Below are 17356 nucleotides of genomic sequence, written 5' to 3' on the forward strand. Positions count from 1 at the left end.
CTCAGTTTTGTTGATACCGCGCCTCCAGCAAGTCGATCTGGCGCAGCAGCCTGCGTGCCGTCTCGTCCGAGATATCCATGCGGCGCGCGAGGCGCAGTACCGTGTCCCGCTCCGCATTCAGCGCGAGCAGCCGGTAGCTGTGCTCCGTGCGCTTGAGTGCCTGTGCGTCGCCATTGCCGCCCGCGGTGTCGGTCGCGTTCAGGCGGTGCCGGTACAGCCGCAGCACGTGGGCCACGGCCCGGTTGTCGTCCTGGCCGTCGGCCTGCTGCGCGCGTTCCAGCGCGGCGATGGCCGCCAGCGTGGCCGCGTGGCGCGCATCGTCCTCGCTGCATTTCGCATCCGGCTCGGCCGGCATCTCCAGGCCGCGCAGCAGGGCGGGCAGCGCGGCGCTGGCGAGCAGCAGCGACACCACGATCACGCTGCTGGCCAGGAAGATCGCCAGGTGACGCGCGGGGAACGGATCGCCGTTCGGCAGCGCGAGCGGCAGGGTCAGCACGCCGGCCATCGTCAGCGCGCCGCGTACGCCCGCCACCGACGTGGCCAGCATCACGCGCAGTTTCGGCTTGAAGACCTGGCGGCCCAGGCGCTTGCGGTTCAGGATCGTCAGCTGCAGCGAAATCCATACCCACGCGAAGCGCAGCAGCACGAGCCCCAGGCTGAACGCGAGCGCGCGGCTGACGAGCCACCACAGATCGTACGGCGTGCCGCCGGCCGGGTGCAGCGCGCCGCGTACGATGTCGGGCAGTTGTTCGCCCAGCAGCACGAACATGGTGCCGTTCAACGTGAATTGCAGGGCATCCCAGATGACGTTGCGGCGGATGCGCGTGCCCGGCGTCGCCCCGCCCGACAATTCCAGGTAGCTCATCGTGATGCCGGCCGCCACGGCCGCGAGGATGCCCGATGCCTCCAGGCGTTCGGCCACGAGGTAGGCGCCGAACGGCGTCAGGAGGTTGATCAGCACCGGGACGCCGTCCTCCTCGCCGAAGCGGCGCTGCAGGATGCCGTGCGCGCGGGTGATGGCGAACGTGATCGCGATGCCGGCCGCGACGCCCGCCAGCGCCACCCACAAGAACGTCAGGCTCGCCTGCGCCAGCGAGAAGTGTCCGGTCACGGCCGCGGCGACGGCGAAGCGGAAGCACACGAGACCACTCGCATCGTTGAGCAGGCTCTCGCCCTCGACGATGTGCATGAGCCGCGGCGGCATCGGCACGCGCGCGGTGATCGACGAGACGGCGACGGGGTCCGTCGGCGCGACGATGGCCGCCAGCGCGAAAGCCACGGCCAGCGGCATCGCGGGGATCATCCAGTGCAGCAGGTAGCCGGCACCGACGACGGTGAACAGCACGAGGCCCAGCGCGAGTTCCAGGATCGTCGCCTTGTCGCGGAACAGGCCGATCTTGGGGATGCGCCAGCCGTCCACGAACAGCAGCGGGGGCAGGAAGAGCAGGAAGAAGATGTCCGGCTCCAGCGCGATGCCATGGCGGAAAACGCCCGAGATGACGGCGCCCGCGGCGACCTGGATCAGCGGCAGGGGCAGGGCGATGGGCAGCACCCGCGCCACGTAGCCGCTGGCGATCACGGCGAGCAGCATCGCCAGGATGACTTCGATGGTCTCCATATCATCTCCTTTCACGGTCGATGATAAGGGATGGTGCGGATGACCACGGTACGGTTGCGCGTGCCTACACGTTCAACCAACCCGCCGTGGCCTGATTATTCGTCGGCAGGCGGGAAAGCGTCGGCCCGGCATCTCGGACAATACAGGTATAAGGTTTGACCGTTGCCCAGTTTAAGCGAGCCGGCACGATACTGCTGGATTGCCCAGATACCCCTGGCGCCGTTCTTGAAGGTGACTTCTCCGCTCGCATAGCAGGGCGACCAGTCGAGCATATGAAAGTAATCGTGTTCTGAGACTTCGCCCGCTTTGCCGATGTACTCGCGGATTTCCTGATCGCTGAGCTTGAAACCAGAGCATTGCGCCGCAGGTTCACCTGCCGCTGGAGAGATCGCGCCGCTGTTCCGACTGGTGACTGCGCTGATCGGCGGAAGATGTGTCTTGCGCATTATTGGTTCGGTACCAGAACCATCGCCCATTGCTATGGACGCGCTTGCCGTCACGGCCAAGAGGAGTGCAGCGACTACCATGATGCGCTTTCGGCTTCCGTCGGGTTCTTGCGGGAGACGACCGGGTGCCGGAAGATTTCACTCATCGGCACGCCGAAAGTCGAGGTGAGCTCGGCGATCAGCCACTGAAGCGACGCGTTTTGCTGTTCATTCACCGTTTCGTAGACTCCCTGCTCGGCCGCGTTCCGACCTTTGCCGGCTACCACGGCACCAACGATCTCAATCCCGATGCTGTCCTCGTTCGAGGGATAACGCTGAGGCGTGGGCTTCGCCATTTCCATCCGGTGTTCGGTCTTTGGACTGAAGTGTTTCAGCGTATGAAGGTCGGTCGGGCTACAACGATGCTCAGCGAGACACCGCGCTCGAAGTCTACCCACATGCCAGGTCTGCCGGAATAACGATGCGGTCTGATGGATCGTTCCATCCTTGTCGATCAAAAAATGAGCGCCGTTCGCGTTTTGCATCGTGTAGCTATTCAAGGTCGAGGCGCCAGACCCGCCGCCGGTCTGGTGAACGATGATCCCATTGACCCGCTGTAAAACGCCGCGCTCGATCAGTGGACGCGGCGCCCGCTGTACACGTGCATTGACGATGTAGCCTTGCGTGTCCACATGGAGCATGAGGTCACCTCATCCTGTCAGGCGGCGGTCTTGTTCGCTGCCAGATCCCATCCGCCGGACGTGTTTCCGCCGGCACCGCCGCCTATTTTCTGCTGGGTGTATTTCTCGGCGATCTTGGCGTAGTGCAGTGTGAACTGGTCAAGCACCAAGCCAGATCCGCCCCAGGATTTTTTACTGCTGGACACCAGCACGCTTTCCAGCATGACCTCGTAATACTTGAGCGCGCCGGAGCCGTCCGCGCGGAAGAATTCGAGCTTGGCTTTCGGGATCGTCTTGCCCTGGGCCGCCAGTTCCATCAGTTTTGGAGAAGCGAGATCAATCGCCTTCGTAATCCGGATCGCATCGAAGACAGCGCGCCCGACTGTGTGGCCTCCAGCGGTCGACACGGTGCCGGCAGTCGGTTGGGTGACACCCCAGTCAACGGCCACGATCTCGATCCATCCCTTGTGCCTGTCGTCGTTCGATTCCCCGTTGACGCCATCAATTTGCAAATAGACATCAGCTGCCATGTTTCTCTCCTCGGTTGCCCATCCGCGATTCTCGACCGGAAGGCACGAGTACATTTATGCGAGATCAGTATTCGCAGATGTTGAGAGAAACCACGTGGCGATAGTTTTGCAGCATCGTAAGATGGGTTTCCCAGTCCATCAACGCGATACGCAGACGCGTTAACGCCGGATGTTCGCCTCGGCGGCCGCGGCGAGGATGTCCGCCAGCTGCATCGTATTCACCGGCTTGACGAGGTAGTGGTCGAACCCGGCCGCCATCGACGTCTCGCGGTCCTGCTGGCGGCCGTAGCCCGTCATCGCGATCAGCGTGGCACCGGCCGCCTGCGGCAGCATGCGCAGGCGCCGCGCCAGTTCGTTGCCGTCGAAGTCGGGCAGGCCGATGTCGAGCAGGCAGACTTCCGGCACGAACGATTTCGCCAGTTCCAGCGCGTCCGTGGCGGAGTACGCGACTTCCACGCGGTGTCCGCCGGAGCGCAGGAACAGCTGCAAGGTGTGGACGGCGTCGACGTTGTCGTCCACGAGCAGGATGCGCAGCGGTACGCCGCCGTCGCGGTGTTCTTCGCCGACGACGGGCGCCGGCGCCAGCACGACGTCCTGCGTGTAGCGGGGCAGGCGTACCGTGAACGTCGAGCCCTTGCCGAGGCCCGCGCTGTAGGCCTTCACTTCGCCGCCGTGCAGCTCGACGAGGCTTTTCACGAGGGCGAGGCCGAGACCGAGGCCGCCCTGCGAGCGGTCCGGCGTGCGCTCGGCCTGCGTGAACAGGTCGAACACGCGTTCGACGAGGACCGGCTCCATGCCGATGCCGTCGTCGGCCACGGTCAGCACGTAGTCGTTGCCGTCCGCGTCCACGCGCAGGTGGATGGTGCCGCCTTCCGGCGTGTACTTGGTTGCGTTGTTGAGCAGGTTCGCACACACCTGCACGAGCCGCTTGTGGTCGCCCTTGACGTACGCGGGCGCGGGCGGCAGCTCGATCACGACGCGGTGGCGCCGCGCCGCGATCAGCGGGCGGATCTGCTCGGCCGCATCGTCGACGACGCGCTTGAAGTCCAGCACCTGCGTCGCCAGCGACACGAGGCCGCGCGTCACGCGCGATACGTCGAGCAGGTCGTCGACGAGGCTCGTCATGTGATCGACCTGGCGCACGATGATGGAACAGGTCTGCGTGATCTGGGCGTTATCGGAGTGCAGCAGCTTGAGCAGGTGTGCGCCCGTGCTGATCGGCGCCAGCGGGTTGCGCAGCTCGTGCGCGAGCATCGCGAGGAATTCGTCCTTGCGCTGGTCGGCGGCGCGCAGTTCGCGCTCGGCCAGCGAGCGGGCCGTTTCTTTCTTCTGCAGCGCGGCCGCCATGCGGTCCAGCGCCTGGGCCAGGTTGCCGATCTCTTCGTGGCCGTAGGCGATGCCGGAGCGGGCTTCCAGGTCGCCGGCCGCGATGCGCTCGGCGGTGCCCATCAGCTTGCGCACGCGCTGGACGATCAGCACGTCGCCCACGAGCCACGCGGCCAGCATGGCGAGCAGCGTGGTCGCCGCAAGGCCCAGCAGGGACATGATCTGGTCGTGGCGCGCGGCGGACAGGATCGTCTCGGTGGGGATGCCGATCGTGACCGTGTAGTCGGTCAGCGCGGGCGCGCCCACGCGCGCGAACGTGTGCAGGCGCTCGACGCCGTCGTCGCCGCGGACCGTCACCGCGCGCTGCCCGGCCGTGTTCAGCGCTTCCTGCATCGCCGGCGACAGCCTGGTGCCGAAGAATCGTTCCGGATCGGGGCGGCGCGAAATGATGGTACCGCGCGCGTCCGCCGTCGCCAGCACGGAACCGGGCGGCAGGTTGATGTCGTTGATGAAGGTGTCGAGCCCTTCCAGGTCCATCGCCGCGAACACGACGGCGAGGACTTTCCCGCTGCGGTCGATGACGGGATAGGTGAGGTTGATCGTGTGCTTCTTGATGACGCGGCCGAACACGTAGTCGCCGGCAATGAACCTGCGTTCCGACATGGCGCGGCGGAAGTGGCTGCGGTCGCCCAGGTTGACGGGGTGAAGCAGCGGGACGGCGCTGCAGGTGACGTCGCCGTTGAGCTGGATGAGGCCGAAGTTGACGAAGCCCTCGTTGCGGTCGAGGACGTCGGACAGCAGCGACGTGCATTTCGCCGTGTCGCCCATCAGGTCCGGGACGCTGGCCAGGTCGACGAGGATCTGGCGCGCACCCTCGATCGACTGGGCTTCGTTGGCGGCCGCCATGCCCGTCAGACGGCGCAGGTTTTCTTCCGATGCCTTGATGGCATGTTCGCGTTCGCGGATCCCGGACAGGATCGTCATCACCGCCAGCGGCGTGATCGCCAGCGCGACCAGCAACATGAGCCGGCTGCGCAGGCTGTTCAGCCGGAAGCGGCTCAAGCCAGATGTCATTTGTCTATCTTCAATCTGCCGCCTTTTGGGCAACAAACGCATTCCCAAATTCGATGATCCTGCGGATGCCTTCGCGCAAGGTCGTCACGTCGTCCGAAATATAGCCGAGCCGGATGTAGCCGGGCACGCCCAGCGCCTCGCCCGGCATGACCGCCACCCTCTGTTCCTCGAGCAACGCTTCGGCAAAGCCGACCGTGTCCAGCGTCAGGCTGCGCACGTCTCCCCACAGGTACGGACCGGAGGCCGGCGCGTGCATGACGATCCAGGGGACCTCGGCAAACAGCCGCACCGCCAGGTCGCGCCGGTCACGGTAGTCCGCCATCATCGCGCGCGGCGCACCGGTCGCGAACGCGACGTGGGCGGCTACCTGCGACAAATGCGGCGCGGCCGCCGTGATCGGGCCTTGCAACGTCTGCATCGCGTTGACCACTTCGGCGGGCGCCAGCGCGAAGCCGACCCGCCAGCCCATCATGGCGTAGCTCTGCGAGGCCGAAAACAGCGTTACCACGCCGATGTTCCGCCAGTCGCACAAGGCCGCCAGGCTGGTGTGTCCGCCATCGAAGATCAGGTGTTCGTAGCTTTCGTCGACGATCACCCGGGCCCCGATGCGCTCCACCCATGCACGAAGGTGTTCCAGTTCCCGGCGAGTGTACACCTTGCCGGTGGGATTGTGCGGGTTATTGATGATGACGATGTCCGGCTTGCCGAGGCCGTCGAGCAGTGCCGGCGTGATTTCCTCAGGGAGATCGGCCAGGATCGTCCGCAGGCCCAATAGTTGTGACGTAGCAACATACGCCGGCCAGTGGGGCTTGAAGATCAGGACGGTGTCGTACGGATCGCTCAACGCATACAGCGCTTCGTACAACCCCTGCTTGGCGCCGTTGGTGACGATGATCTCGTCCGTGCCCGCGTCGATGTCGTTTTCCTTTTTCAGCTTGGCCGCCAGCCGGGTCCGCACGTCCAGTGCACCGACCACGCTCGTGTACGGCATGATCCGTTCGCGCTCGATCGCCGCCGCCACCGCGTCCAGCACCGGCCGCGGCGCCGGGAAGTGCGAGATGGCGATGGAGAAGTCGATCACGGTCTCGCCCTGGCTGCGCAAGGTTTCCACGCGGCCGTGCATGGCGGTGGTGGCGAGCGGGCGGGAGGAAGCAATCCGGGCAGAAATTTTCATTTTTTGTTCTCTTGGGATGGTGTTATTGAAAAGTTATGACGCACGGTGCAACGGCTGGGTGTTGCCTGATTGTACTAAATCGGCAGAACGATGCCGCACTGGTGGAAAATAGCGCGGAGGAAACGGGGGAGCGGCGGGCGCCGCGCGGCGCGGGATTCTGGTACGGTGATTGCAAAGTGAACCATTCGGGAGAACACCATGCAGCAAGCCATCGTACGCACCTTCAAGCACGTGACGGCCGCCGAACTGGCGCGTGCCGAACTGCTGGACGCGGGCATCGCGGCCGACGACGTCGCGATCGACGTCCGCATCGACGAGACCGGTCCCGTGCAGGGCAATTTCACCGTCGGCGATGCGCCCGCGGTGACGGGCAAGACGGCCTATTCGCACACGTACGCACCGGTGGCGCAGGACGACGTGCGCGACTGCCAGGTCACTGTGAACGCCGCCGACGCCGCGCTGGCCGAGCGGGCCGCCGCGATCCTCGACCGGCACGGCGGGCACGATCCCGATCCGGCCCATGCCGCCGCCATCGCCGCCCGCGAGACGCGCCATTGAGTTTGCGCGACAATAAGGCATCGCGGTCCGCGACCGCTTCCAGGAGAGTTCAATGAGTGCCATCCACCTCGACAAGCAGGATGCCCTGCTGATCATCGACATGCAGGTCGACTTCCTGCCCGGCGGGGCGCTCGGCGTGGCGGGCGGCCATGAAGTGGTCGCGCCGATCAACCACCTGATCGAGCTGTACCAGGCACAAGCCCTGCCGATCTTCGCGTCGCGCGACTGGCACCCGCAGGACCACTGCTCGTTCGGGGCCCAGGGCGGGCCGTGGCCGCCGCATTGCGTGGCCGGCACGCCGGGCGCCGCATTCGCGGCCGAGCTGGCGCTGCCCGACGAGGCCATCGTGATTTCGAAGGCCGACACGGCGGCCGTGGACGCCTATTCCGCGTTCGGCGGCACCGACCTCGCGGCGCAGCTGCGCGCGCGCGGTGTGGAGCGCGTGACGGTAGTGGGTCTCGCGACCGATTACTGCGTGCTGAACACCGTCACGGATGCGCTGGAAGAAGGCTTCGACACACTTGTCGTGCCGGAAGCGATGCGCGCCGTCGACGTGAATCCGGGCGACGGCCGCCGCGCGCTCGACCGCATGGTCGCGCGCGGGGCGGTGCCGGTGCGGCTGGGCGAGATCGGGATGGTCGCACTCTCCGTCGCCTGATTCAGACGCCGATGCGCGTGGACGGCGTGGTGCGGCTGTGCGTGAGCGACAGCGGCCCGGGCGTGCCAACTGCCTGATTACGCCGCGCGCAGCAGCACGAGGTGGCCGGCGATGTCGCGGCCGTGATCCTTGCGCAATACCGCGTGCTCCGCCGCGAGGACGTCGAACCCGGCCGCCTGCGCGGTGCGCTGCACGTAATCGAGCGCATGCGCGAACCGGTTCGACGGCTGGAGCGCGTAACCACGATCGTCCTCGTCGAGTGCCTCGCACGACAGCGCGAACAGCCCGCGCGCACGCAGCGCGCGCCGCACCCGCGCGAACAGCGGCGCGAGGTCGCCGAGGTACACGAGCACGTCGGCCGCGACGGCGAGGTCGCACGAGGCGGGGCGCTCCGCCAGCCAGTCGGCGATGTCGGCGCAGGCCAGGTCATCGTACAGGTCCAGTTCCGCCGCCTTGTCCAGCATGCGCTGCGACAGGTCGATGCCGGTGACGTGCCGCGCCAGCGGCCGCAGGAAAGTCGCGCACAGTCCCGTGCCGCAGCCGAGGTCCAGCGCCGCCTGCACGGGTGGCGCGGCCAGGTGCGGGCGGAGCAGGGCGTCCAGCAGCGCCGGCGTGCGGTAGCCGAGGACGTCGACGAGGTGGCGGTCGAACCGGCCGGCATATTGGTCGAACAGGTGTTTCACGTAGTCGGCCGGCGCCGCATCCGGCTGCTCCGCCTCGCCCAGCGCCGCCAGTGAAAACCGGATCTCGTCCGCATCCGCGCCCAGGTCGAGCGCGCGCCGGTACGACGCCACGGCCGCGTCGTGCTGCCCCAGTCCGCGCAGCGTGTTCGCCCGATAGTGTTCGGCCAGCGCGTAGTCGGGCCGCACGGCCAGCGCCTGTTCGTAGCTGTGCAGGGCGCCGGCAAGGTCGCCCGATTTCTTCAGCGCCGCGCCGCGAGCGCACCAGGTGTCGGCCCGCGGGGCCAGCGCGAGCGCGCTGTCGTACGCATCGACGCTGTCCGCGTGGTGGTCCAGCGCCTGCAGTGCATGGCCCAGCGCGACGAAGGCGTCCGCATACGCGGGCCGCATGGCGAGCGCTTGTTCGGCGCTCGCGACGGCATCCGCATGGCGTCCCAGGTCGTGCAGCGCGATGGCGCGGTGGCACCATGCGTCGGCCAGCGCCGGGGCGATGCCGAGGGCGCGTTCGTAGCTGTCCAGGGCGTCGGCCAGGCGGCCGAGCCGGCGCAGCGTGTTGCCGCGGTTGTCCCAGGCGAGCGCATAGCCCGGATCGAGGCGCAGCGCCGCTTCGTAGCTGGCCAGCGCGGCACCGGTGCGGCCGAGATCCTGCAGCGCGGCGCCCAGGTTGCAATGGGCGCGCGCCTGCTGCGGGTCGATCCGCAGCGCTTCCTCGATCAGCGCCACGGCGCGGCCGGGATGCCCGTGCTGGCGCTCGATCACGCCCAGCAGGTGCAGCGCGTCGAACTGGCAAGGGTCGAGGTCCAGCACGCGCCGGTACAAGGCCTGCGCCTGCTCGAGCCGGCCCTGCTGGTGCAGGCGGACGGCCTGGCCCAGCAGGTCGGACGCGTCTTCCACCGTCACCGGATCAGCTCCAGGACAGGTCCGCCTTGGCCAGCGGCAGCTCGCGCACGCGCTTGCCGGTGGCGGCGAAGATGGCATTGCAGACGGCCGGCGCCAGCGGCGGGAACACGGGTTCGCCCAGGCCCGTGACGGGGTAGTCGGTCTTGAGGAAGTGCGTCTCGATCGTGGTCGGCGTGTCCGGCATGCGCAGCAGGGCGTAGTCGTGGAAGTTGCTCTGCACGATGCGGCCCTTGTCGATGTCGAGCGCCGGGTACATCAGCGTGGACAGGCCGTCGATGACGGAGCCCTGCACCTGGTTCTCGGCGCCGGACAGGTTGACGATCTGCGCGCCGATGTCGGCGACGACGACGACGCGGTCCACGCGCAGCCGGCCTTCCTTCGACACCGTCACCTCCGCCACTTCGGCCACGTAGCCGCGGTGGCTGAAGTGGAAGGCGATGCCGGCCCCCTGGCCGCGCGCGAACTTGCGCTGGCCCCAGCCGGATTTTTCGGCGACGGCCTTCAGCACGTTGCGCATGCGGCCCACGTTGTACGGCACGCCGCGCTCGCCCGTACCGGCCACGAGGTCATTGTCGCCGAGGAGGTCGAGGCGGAACGCGAGGGGATCGCGCCCGGCCGCATGGGCCAGTTCGTCGATGAAGCTGTGGAACACCCACGCGAACACGTTGCTGCCCGGCGCGCGCCACGGTCCCATCGGGATGCGGCATTCGAGCGGCGTCTGCTCGATCAGGCAATTGGCGAGCCAGCGGCCCGGGAATTCATCGCCCGACAGGTTGCCGCCGCTGCCCGGCTGCAGCACGCTCGCGCTGCCGCCGTCGCTTTCCTTCTTCTCGACGCGGTTCGCGAACGTGACGAAGTGGTCGTGCCACGCGACGACCTTGCCATGGTCGTCCACGCCGCCGCGCAGGAAGTGGAAGCCGCCGGCGCGGAAGTGGTCGTGCTGCAGGTCGTCCTCGCGCATCCACGTCAGCTTGACGGGCGCCTTCACTTTCTGCGCGATCGCCGCCGCCTCGACGATGAAGTCGGACGACAGCCGGCGCCCGAAGCCGCCGCCGCTGCGTGTGATGTGGAGCAGGATCTTGTCTTTCGGGATGTTGAATGTCGTGGAGACGAGCGCCTGGCCGGCGCCCGGATTCTGCGTGGGCGCCCACAGTTCGAGGGTGCCCTCCCGCGGCTTGAACCACGCCGTGCAGTTCTGCGGTTCCATGCTCGCGTGCGAGATGAACGGGTAGACGTAGTTCGCTTCGACCGTGCGCGCGGCGCCGGCGAGGGCCGCATCGACGTCGCCGTCCTTGCGCATCACGGCGGCGCCGGGTTGCCCGCTCGCGGCCTGCGCGGCGGCGAGGAAGCCGGACCAGCTATGGCGCGCGCCTTCGCCTTCGTCCCACGTCACCTTCAGGTTCTTGCGGGCGCGGAAGGCGTTCCACGTCGAGTCGGCGACGATCGCGACGCCGGGCCGCAGGCCGTTCAGGTTTTCCGTGCCTTCGACGAGGAACGCGGCCTTCACGCCGGGCATGCGCTTGATGGCGTCCAGGTTCGCCTCGACGGGACGGCCGCCCGGCACCGGGCACTTCACGTACGTGGCGTACAGCATGCCGGGCAGGCGCGTGTCGATGCCGAACAGCGGCTGGCCGCTGACGACGAGCGCGTTGTCCACGCCGCCCACGCGCGTGCCGAGCAGGCGATAGGTCGCCGGAACCTTCGGCACGACCTCTTTCGCATCCGGCACGGGCAGCGCGGACGCCGCGTGCACGAGCGCGCCGTAGCCCAGCTTGCGGCCGCTGGCGCCGTGCACGACGGCGCCGTCCGCGGCGCGGCACTCCGCTACCGGCACGTTCCACGTCTGCGCGGCGGCGCGTACGAGCATCGTGCGCGCGGTGGCGCCGAGGCGGTGGAAGTTGTCGTAGTTGGTCGGCGTCGACGTCGAGCCGCCGGCGCCCTGCGACCCGTAGATCGGGTTCAGGTCGCCCTGCACGACACGGACCGATTTCCAGTCGACCTCGAGTTCTTCGGCCAGCACCATCGGCAGCGACGTCTTGATGCCCTGGCCGATTTCCGGCTGCTTGGAGACGAGCGTCACGCGGCCGTCCGTGCCGATGCGGATGAACGCGTTCGGGACGAAGTCGCCCGCCGCGGGTTCTTGCGCCCCGTTGTCGGCCAGCGCCGCGATGGCGCCGCTCGCCTGCACGCCCAGCAGCAGGGCGACGCCCGCCGACTGGCCGAGGAAGCGGCGGCGCGCGGGGGAGGCGGGGCGGCTCATGCTTTCCCCTTGGCGCCGGTCGCGGCAATGTCCGCGGCCCGGTGGATGCCGGCGCGGATACGGACATACGTCGCGCAGCGGCACAGGTTGCCGGCCATCGCGTCGTCGATCTGGGCGTCGGTCGGCTTCGGATGCTGTTTCAGGAGGGCGCAAGCCGTCATGATCTGGCCGGCCTGGCAATAGCCGCATTGCGGCACGTCCAGCTCGGTCCAGGCCTGCTGCAGCGGATGCATGGCGCGGGCATCGAGGCCCTCGATCGTGGTGATGCGGCGCTTGCCGATGCTGCTCACCGGCAATTGGCAGGCGCGGGCCGGCTGGCCGTCCACGTGCACGGTGCAGGCGCCGCAGGCACCGATGCCGCAACCGTATTTCGTGCCGACGAGGCCGAGGGTATCGCGCAGCGCCCACAGCAGCGGGGTATCCGCTTCGACGTTAACGGCCTGGGCCTTGCCGTTGACGTTCAGTGTGTATTTACTCATGTCCTCGTGGGATGGGTTTGGATTGCCAGATCGGAACTGTGCAATGCTAAACCAAACTGCCCCGTCAAGACCAAGGGATTTGATCTTTTACGTGGCAATAGTAGAAACCCGGGGGCTATGACATACTGGAGCGGCCCGATGCGCAGCATCGCACGCCCCATTTACATGCGACGACCGATCACTTTTCCGACCAACCTGCGCAGCCGCCTCGCCGGTGCCGTCGGCGTGCTCGTGCTGGGCGCCACGATGCTCGCCGGCCCGCTGGCCGTGGACGTGGCCGAGCACGACCTGCGCGCCGTGCTGGGCGCGCAGCAGTATGCGTCGCTGTCCGGGGCCGCCGCCTTCCTCGACGACCTGCTGGAAGCGCGGCTGCGCCAGATGGCCGCGCTGGCCGCGGCGATGCCGCTCGACGCCCGCCACGATCCGCGCCGCCTGCAGGCCTGGCTCGCGAACCGCACGGCCGACGTCGGCGACGAGTTCGTCAACATCGCCGTCTTTGCCCGTAGTGGCGAACTGGTGGCGTCGGGCGCTTCCATGCCGACCGCCCAGCCGCTGACGGCCACGGGCCGCCCGTACTTCGAAGAAACGCTGCTGCGCGGCCACGGTATCGTGTCCGATCCGTTCCAGAGCCGCCTGTCGGGCGCGAACATGGTGCTGGTGACGGCGCCCGTGTTCGACGACCACGGCGAGATCGTCTACGTGCTCGCGGGCCGCATCGACCTGCAGCATGCGCGCTTCCTGCGCCAGGTCGACGCCCTGCGGCCGGGCAGCACCGGCTATCTGTTCCTGATGTCGGCCGACGGCACGCTGATCGATTCGCCGGCGAAGGAACGCCAGACCGCGACGGCGCCGCCCGCCGACCAGCCGGGCATCGCGCGCGCCCTGCACGGCTTCGAGGGCTGGCTGATCGGCGGCGACCGCGAAGGTCCCGCCATCGTCACCTATAAACGCCTGGCGACGACCGGCTGGATCCTCGGCGCGCGCTATCCGGAGGAAGAGGCGTTCGCGCCGCTCGCCCGGGTCCGGCGCACCGTGCTGGTCGTGGCGGGCATCCTCGCGCTGGTCGCGGGCCTGCTTGCGTGGTGGCTCGTGCGCCGTGGCCTGCGCCCGCTGGCCGAGTTGCGCCGCAATGTGGCCGCCGTGCGCCACGAGGGCGTCGACAGCGAGGTGCTGGCGCTCGCCCGCAACGACGAGATCGGCGAACTGGGCCGTGCCTTCCACGACCTCGTGCAGGCGCGCGGGCGCGCGGCCGCCCGCATGCGCGCGATCGCCGACAATGTCCCGGCCGTGATCGCCTACGTCGACCGCGACGAGCGCTTCGAATTCACCAACGCCGGCTTCGACCGCATGATCGGATCCGAGCCGGACGTATTCATCGGGCGCACGGTGAGCGAGGCGCTGGGAGAAGCCGGCTACGCGCGCCTGGAACCGCTGATCCGTGCCGCGCTGCGGGGCGAGCACGGCCACGTGGAAGACGTGCGCAGCGACGACGCCAGGCGCCACCAGATGATCGACACGATTCCCGACATCGATGCCGACGGCCGCGTCGCCGGCTTCTTCGTGATGGCGATGGACATCAGCGAGCGCAAGGAAGCGGAACTGGCGCAGGCCGCGAGCGAGCAGCGCCTGCGCCTGATCGCCGACAACCTGCCCGTGCTGATCTGCTACATCGACCGCAACCACCGCCTGGGCTTCGGCAACGCGACGTTCCAGGCGTGGCTGGGCCTGGAACCGGTCCGCCTGCCGGGCATGCATTTGCAGGAAGTGCTGGGCAAGCCGGCCTACGACGCGGCGCGGCCGCGCCTGAAGCAGGCGTTCGAAGGCGTCGGCGCCACGTTCGAGATGCCGCTGCAGGCGCAGGGCCGGCACCGCATCCTGGAATGGACGTTCGTGCCGGACGTGCAGGCGCAGGGCAGGGTGAACGTCGCCGTCGCGGGTGTGTACGCGCTCGCGCACGACATGACGCGGGTGAAGGAGGCGGAAAGCCGGCTCGTGCAGATGGCGCGCTTCGACAGCCTGACCGGCATCGCCAACCGCCGCCTGTTCGGCGAACTGCTGGGCCAGGCGCTGGAACGGGTGCGCCGCCAGCGCCAGGTGATGGGCCTGGCCTACCTGGACATCGACCACTTCAAGGCCATCAACGACACGTGGGGCCACGGCGTCGGCGACGAGGTGCTGAAGGAATTTGCGCAGCGCCTGGCCGCCTGCGTGCGCGTCACGGACACGCCCGCGCGCCTGGCCGGCGACGAGTTCGTCGTCCTGCTGGAAGACGTGAAGGGCGTCGACGAGGCGGAGCGGATCGGCGCCAAGATCGTGGAGGCCATCCGGAAGCCCATTGCGACCGGGGCCGGTCCGCTGGAGGTCACGGCCAGCGTGGGCATCGCGCTCGTGCACGGCGCGGACGGCCCGCTGCCCACGCAGGACCAGGTGCTGGGCTGGGCCGACACGGCGCTGTATGCCGCCAAGCACGGCGGCCGCAACCGCTGCGTCGTGCGCGTGGCGGAGGAGGCGGCCGGCGTGCCGGTGAAGTAATTACTGCGGCGCGGGCTGCGTGGCCACCAGCGTGCGCTGCACCCAGCCGCCGGAGACGTTCTCGCCGTCGATCTTGACGAAGCCGTCGCGCTCTTCGCCGGTGGCGATCGCTTCTTCCGACCGCTTCAACGTCCCCATCACCTTGCTGCCGGCGCGCGGTTCCGTGTACACCTTGACGGTCGCGAGGCGCGCGTACACGCTGGCGCCGGCCGTCACGGGCACGCCCTCGCGGGCGGATGCCTGCGCATTCACCTTGCTGGCCGCGCTGCTGGTACGCACGAGGCTCGGCTCGTTGCGGATGCGCGCCACGATGCGGTTGTAGTTGTCGAGCAGGCTGGCCGCGACCATCTTGCCTTCCGGCGTGTTCGTATAGCCGCCCAGGCGCGAGTAATCGCCGCCGCCCCAGCTCCAGCCGGAAATGCCGAAGTCCGTCTTCGTCGCGACGCCTTCTTCCGCCGCCACCTGGATGCCGGACCGGACGTCCGCGATCAGGAGGCTCGTCTGCGCTTCCTTGAACTTGAGGTTGCCCGCGATGCCGCCCGCGATGCGGCCCAGGCCGCCCAGCAGGCGGCCACCGTAATCCGAGATCGCGCCGCCGATGCCGCCCGTGTTGGCGGCGGCGAACTGCACGTTCGGCGTCATCACGAAGTCGGCCGCCTGCAGCTGGCCCTTGCCGACGTTGCTGCCCGACAGCGTCTCGCCATTCGCGGCGAGCGCGCGTTCCTGCTGCAGATTGGCCATCGCCGCCCCGCGCTCGACCACCTGGAAGCAGTTCGATTGCTGGATCATGATGCGCAGCAGCGCGACTGGCGACCCGAGCCCGTAGCTCTGCAGCGCGTGGGCGCTCTCGCTCTGGGCTTCCGTGACGGCGATGGTGCCGAGCGGGCGGTCGCAGCGCTCGACTTTGGACGTGGTTTCCTGGGCGTGCAGGGAGGTGGCGCCCGCGAGCAGGGCGGCAATGATCGAAATCCGGATTGGCTTCATGACCTTGTAAGTGAACAGTGAGAAGGAAAGCACGCGGAGCGTGCCTTACACCTTTGTTCATTTTACAAGTCTGTATGGGGTTGCAATCTCACCAACTTTCACAGTTCCCCGTTTTTCGGACACAATGGTCAGATACCTGTGGGATAAGTCTCCGGTGGTTCCTCCGCATGCCAGCCGCCGCCCCGATCGAGCGGATGCACGGCCGTCGTGTGGTCGATGTGGATCACGGCATCGAACTGGCGCGCCATGCGGGCGGCAAAATAATGGCTGTGGCGCTCCGTGCGCGGCAGGTAGATGACGCCGATGGCCCGTTCCAGCCGCCGTTCCTCCATCGTGGCGCGCACGTCCTGGTCGATGCCGTCCCGAAGCGGTAGCAGGAAGCGGGGGATGCCCGTCTCGTGCAGCAACTCCTCATAGCTGCCCGGCATGCCCGGCCGGACGCGCTTGTGCTCGGCCGGCGCGTCCCATTCCGAGGCGGCCGTGACGAAGCCGTCGTACGTGGAAAACCCGATCAGCCGGGTCTGTCCATCGTATTCCTTGCGCGCCAGTTCGCCGACGTTCCACTCGCCCATTTCTCCCATTTCTGTCGCGCGCGCGTCGCCGATGTGGGAATTGTGTTCCCAGACGACGATTTTGGACGGCTCGCCATCCTTCGACAGGTGGCGGGCAAGCGCATCCAGGGTCTCCGCCATGTGGCTGTCGCGTAAATTCCATGACGACACGCGGCCCCGGAACATCGTCCGGTAGTATTCCTCGGCATTCTTGACGAGGCGCGCGTTCTGCTCGGCGTAGAAGAACGCTTCCTCGTCGCCGTCCCGGTACATGTAGTCGGCGGCCCGCTGCTGTAGCTGGCGTAACTGCTCGAGGACGCCTTGTTCGCACGACGCGGACAGGTCGAGGCTCGCGGTATAGCCGTAGTGCTGGCTGTCCTCGTGGTAATGGTCGAAGCAGGCGTAACGCTCGCGCGCCTGGCGTGCCGCGTTCGGGTCGACCTGGTCGAGGTAGCGCAGCACTTCCTCCATCGACGTGAACAGGCTGTACAGGTCGAGGCCATAGAAGCCGACCCGCGGTCCGGCCGTCTTCTCGTTGTGATGCCGCAGCCATTGGACGAACGCGGCGACGTCCGTGTTCCGCCACATCCAGTTCGGAAAGCGCTGGAAGCCGGACAGGGCTTCGTCGGCATTGCGGTCATCGCCGCGGCCGCGCACGTAGCGGTTGACGCGGTAGGCGTCCGGCCAGTCCGCCTCGACCGCGACCGCGTGGAAACCCTTGTCCTCGATCAGGCGCTGCGTGATGCGCGCCCGCTCCTCGTAGAACTCGTGGGTGCCGTGCGTCGCCTCGCCCAGCAGCACGAAGCGGGCATCGCCCACGAGGTCGAGCAGGGCGTCGTAGTCGCGGTCGCCGCCCGTCAACGGACGCGCGGCGTTGCGCAGCGCCGAGATGGTGTGCTGCGGGGTCTGCGGCGTCGCCATGACCAC

The 17356-nt window shown here is 67.9% G+C and carries 14 protein-coding genes; 3 read left to right on the plus strand and 11 right to left on the minus strand.

Annotation, left to right across the window (positions count from 1 at the left end; all coding sequences use genetic code 11):
* Nucleotide 1: 1 nt before the first annotated feature.
* The 6 genes from ACEN9G_RS24330 to ACEN9G_RS24355 all read right to left on the minus strand — a co-directional run bounded on the left by ACEN9G_RS24330 (nt 2) and on the right by ACEN9G_RS24355 (nt 6827).
* Nucleotides 2-1618: a Na+/H+ antiporter gene (locus tag ACEN9G_RS24330; protein ID WP_440967851.1), complete on the minus strand. Its 1617-nt coding sequence runs from the start codon at nt 1616-1618 to the stop codon at nt 2-4.
* A gap of 95 nt (nt 1619-1713) precedes the next feature.
* Nucleotides 1714-2145: a hypothetical protein gene (locus ACEN9G_RS24335; protein WP_483127089.1), complete on the minus strand. Its 432-nt coding sequence runs from the start codon at nt 2143-2145 to the stop codon at nt 1714-1716.
* Nucleotides 2139-2744 (minus strand): peptidoglycan recognition protein family protein, encoded by a 606-nt coding sequence (locus tag ACEN9G_RS24340; RefSeq protein WP_413343932.1) that lies wholly within the window; start codon nt 2742-2744, stop codon nt 2139-2141. Before ACEN9G_RS24340 ends, ACEN9G_RS24335 begins: the two co-directional genes overlap by 7 nt.
* Before the next feature lie 17 nt (nt 2745-2761).
* Nucleotides 2762-3253, minus strand: coding sequence for an Hcp family type VI secretion system effector (locus tag ACEN9G_RS24345; RefSeq protein ID WP_413343930.1), 492 nt, complete (start codon nt 3251-3253; stop codon nt 2762-2764).
* Between the two features lie 159 nt (nt 3254-3412).
* Nucleotides 3413-5653, minus strand: coding sequence for a hybrid sensor histidine kinase/response regulator (locus tag ACEN9G_RS24350; RefSeq protein ID WP_483127090.1), 2241 nt, complete (start codon nt 5651-5653; stop codon nt 3413-3415).
* Between the two features lie 10 nt (nt 5654-5663).
* Nucleotides 5664-6827 carry a pyridoxal phosphate-dependent aminotransferase gene (locus ACEN9G_RS24355; RefSeq protein WP_413345396.1) on the minus strand — a complete coding sequence of 388 codons (1164 nt, stop codon included), beginning with the start codon at nt 6825-6827 and terminating at the stop codon, nt 5664-5666.
* 198 nt (nt 6828-7025) lie between these two features.
* Here ACEN9G_RS24355 and ACEN9G_RS24360 point away from each other — a divergent pair, with 198 nt between their 5' ends.
* Together ACEN9G_RS24360 and ACEN9G_RS24365 are read left to right on the plus strand one after the other, a co-directional pair.
* Complete coding sequence (locus tag ACEN9G_RS24360; RefSeq protein WP_483127091.1) at nt 7026-7385, plus strand: hypothetical protein; 360 nt, start codon at nt 7026-7028, stop codon at nt 7383-7385.
* Between the two features lie 52 nt (nt 7386-7437).
* Entirely contained in the window at nt 7438-8043 is a 606-nt protein-coding gene (locus ACEN9G_RS24365; protein ID WP_483127092.1) for an isochorismatase family protein, read from the plus strand.
* Nucleotides 8044-8120: 77 nt separating this feature from the next.
* On the opposite strand, the gene ACEN9G_RS24370 is transcribed toward ACEN9G_RS24365, so the two are convergent.
* The 3 genes from ACEN9G_RS24370 to ACEN9G_RS24380 are packed head-to-tail and all read right to left on the minus strand — an operon-like array spanning nt 8121 to nt 12362.
* On the minus strand, nt 8121-9623 hold the full coding sequence (locus ACEN9G_RS24370) for a tetratricopeptide repeat protein (RefSeq protein ID WP_483127093.1): 1503 nt from the start codon (nt 9621-9623) through the stop codon (nt 8121-8123).
* Between the two features lie 4 nt (nt 9624-9627).
* Nucleotides 9628-11883 carry a xanthine dehydrogenase family protein molybdopterin-binding subunit gene (locus ACEN9G_RS24375; protein ID WP_483127094.1) on the minus strand — a complete coding sequence of 752 codons (2256 nt, stop codon included), beginning with the start codon at nt 11881-11883 and terminating at the stop codon, nt 9628-9630.
* On the minus strand, nt 11880-12362 hold the full coding sequence (locus ACEN9G_RS24380; RefSeq protein WP_413346465.1) for a (2Fe-2S)-binding protein: 483 nt from the start codon (nt 12360-12362) through the stop codon (nt 11880-11882). Before ACEN9G_RS24380 ends, ACEN9G_RS24375 begins: the two co-directional genes overlap by 4 nt.
* Before the next feature lie 165 nt (nt 12363-12527).
* Here ACEN9G_RS24380 and ACEN9G_RS24385 point away from each other — a divergent pair, with 165 nt between their 5' ends.
* Nucleotides 12528-14894 carry a sensor domain-containing diguanylate cyclase gene (locus ACEN9G_RS24385; RefSeq protein ID WP_483127095.1) on the plus strand — a complete coding sequence of 789 codons (2367 nt, stop codon included), beginning with the start codon at nt 12528-12530 and terminating at the stop codon, nt 14892-14894.
* Here the strand turns inward: ACEN9G_RS24385 and ACEN9G_RS24390 are convergent, their stop codons facing one another.
* Both ACEN9G_RS24390 and ACEN9G_RS24395 read right to left on the minus strand, forming a co-directional pair.
* A complete protein-coding gene (locus ACEN9G_RS24390) occupies nt 14895-15878 on the minus strand; it encodes a CsgG/HfaB family protein (RefSeq protein WP_413343696.1) in 984 nt (327 codons plus the stop codon). It abuts the gene before it with no gap.
* 128 nt (nt 15879-16006) lie between these two features.
* On the minus strand, nt 16007-17350 hold the full coding sequence (locus tag ACEN9G_RS24395; RefSeq protein ID WP_413343695.1) for an erythromycin esterase family protein: 1344 nt from the start codon (nt 17348-17350) through the stop codon (nt 16007-16009).
* Nucleotides 17351-17356: the final 6 nt, after the last annotated feature.

Source organism: Massilia sp. Masssp94, assembly GCF_059491305.1.

Coding starts and splice junctions, on each gene's coding strand:
- ACEN9G_RS24330 (WP_440967851.1), bottom strand. CDS start 1,618: ATGGAGACCATCGAAGTCATCCTGGCGATGCTGCTCGCCGTGATCGCC.
- ACEN9G_RS24335 (WP_483127089.1), bottom strand. CDS start 2,145: ATGGTAGTCGCTGCACTCCTCTTGGCCGTGACGGCAAGCGCGTCCATA.
- ACEN9G_RS24340 (WP_413343932.1), bottom strand. CDS start 2,744: ATGCTCCATGTGGACACGCAAGGCTACATCGTCAATGCACGTGTACAG.
- ACEN9G_RS24345 (WP_413343930.1), bottom strand. CDS start 3,253: ATGGCAGCTGATGTCTATTTGCAAATTGATGGCGTCAACGGGGAATCG.
- ACEN9G_RS24350 (WP_483127090.1), bottom strand. CDS start 5,653: ATGACATCTGGCTTGAGCCGCTTCCGGCTGAACAGCCTGCGCAGCCGG.
- ACEN9G_RS24355 (WP_413345396.1), bottom strand. CDS start 6,827: ATGAAAATTTCTGCCCGGATTGCTTCCTCCCGCCCGCTCGCCACCACC.
- ACEN9G_RS24360 (WP_483127091.1), top strand. CDS start 7,026: ATGCAGCAAGCCATCGTACGCACCTTCAAGCACGTGACGGCCGCCGAA.
- ACEN9G_RS24365 (WP_483127092.1), top strand. CDS start 7,438: ATGAGTGCCATCCACCTCGACAAGCAGGATGCCCTGCTGATCATCGAC.
- ACEN9G_RS24375 (WP_483127094.1), bottom strand. CDS start 11,883: ATGAGCCGCCCCGCCTCCCCCGCGCGCCGCCGCTTCCTCGGCCAGTCG.
- ACEN9G_RS24380 (WP_413346465.1), bottom strand. CDS start 12,362: ATGAGTAAATACACACTGAACGTCAACGGCAAGGCCCAGGCCGTTAAC.
- ACEN9G_RS24385 (WP_483127095.1), top strand. CDS start 12,528: ATGCGACGACCGATCACTTTTCCGACCAACCTGCGCAGCCGCCTCGCC.
- ACEN9G_RS24390 (WP_413343696.1), bottom strand. CDS start 15,878: ATGAAGCCAATCCGGATTTCGATCATTGCCGCCCTGCTCGCGGGCGCC.
- ACEN9G_RS24395 (WP_413343695.1), bottom strand. CDS start 17,350: ATGGCGACGCCGCAGACCCCGCAGCACACCATCTCGGCGCTGCGCAAC.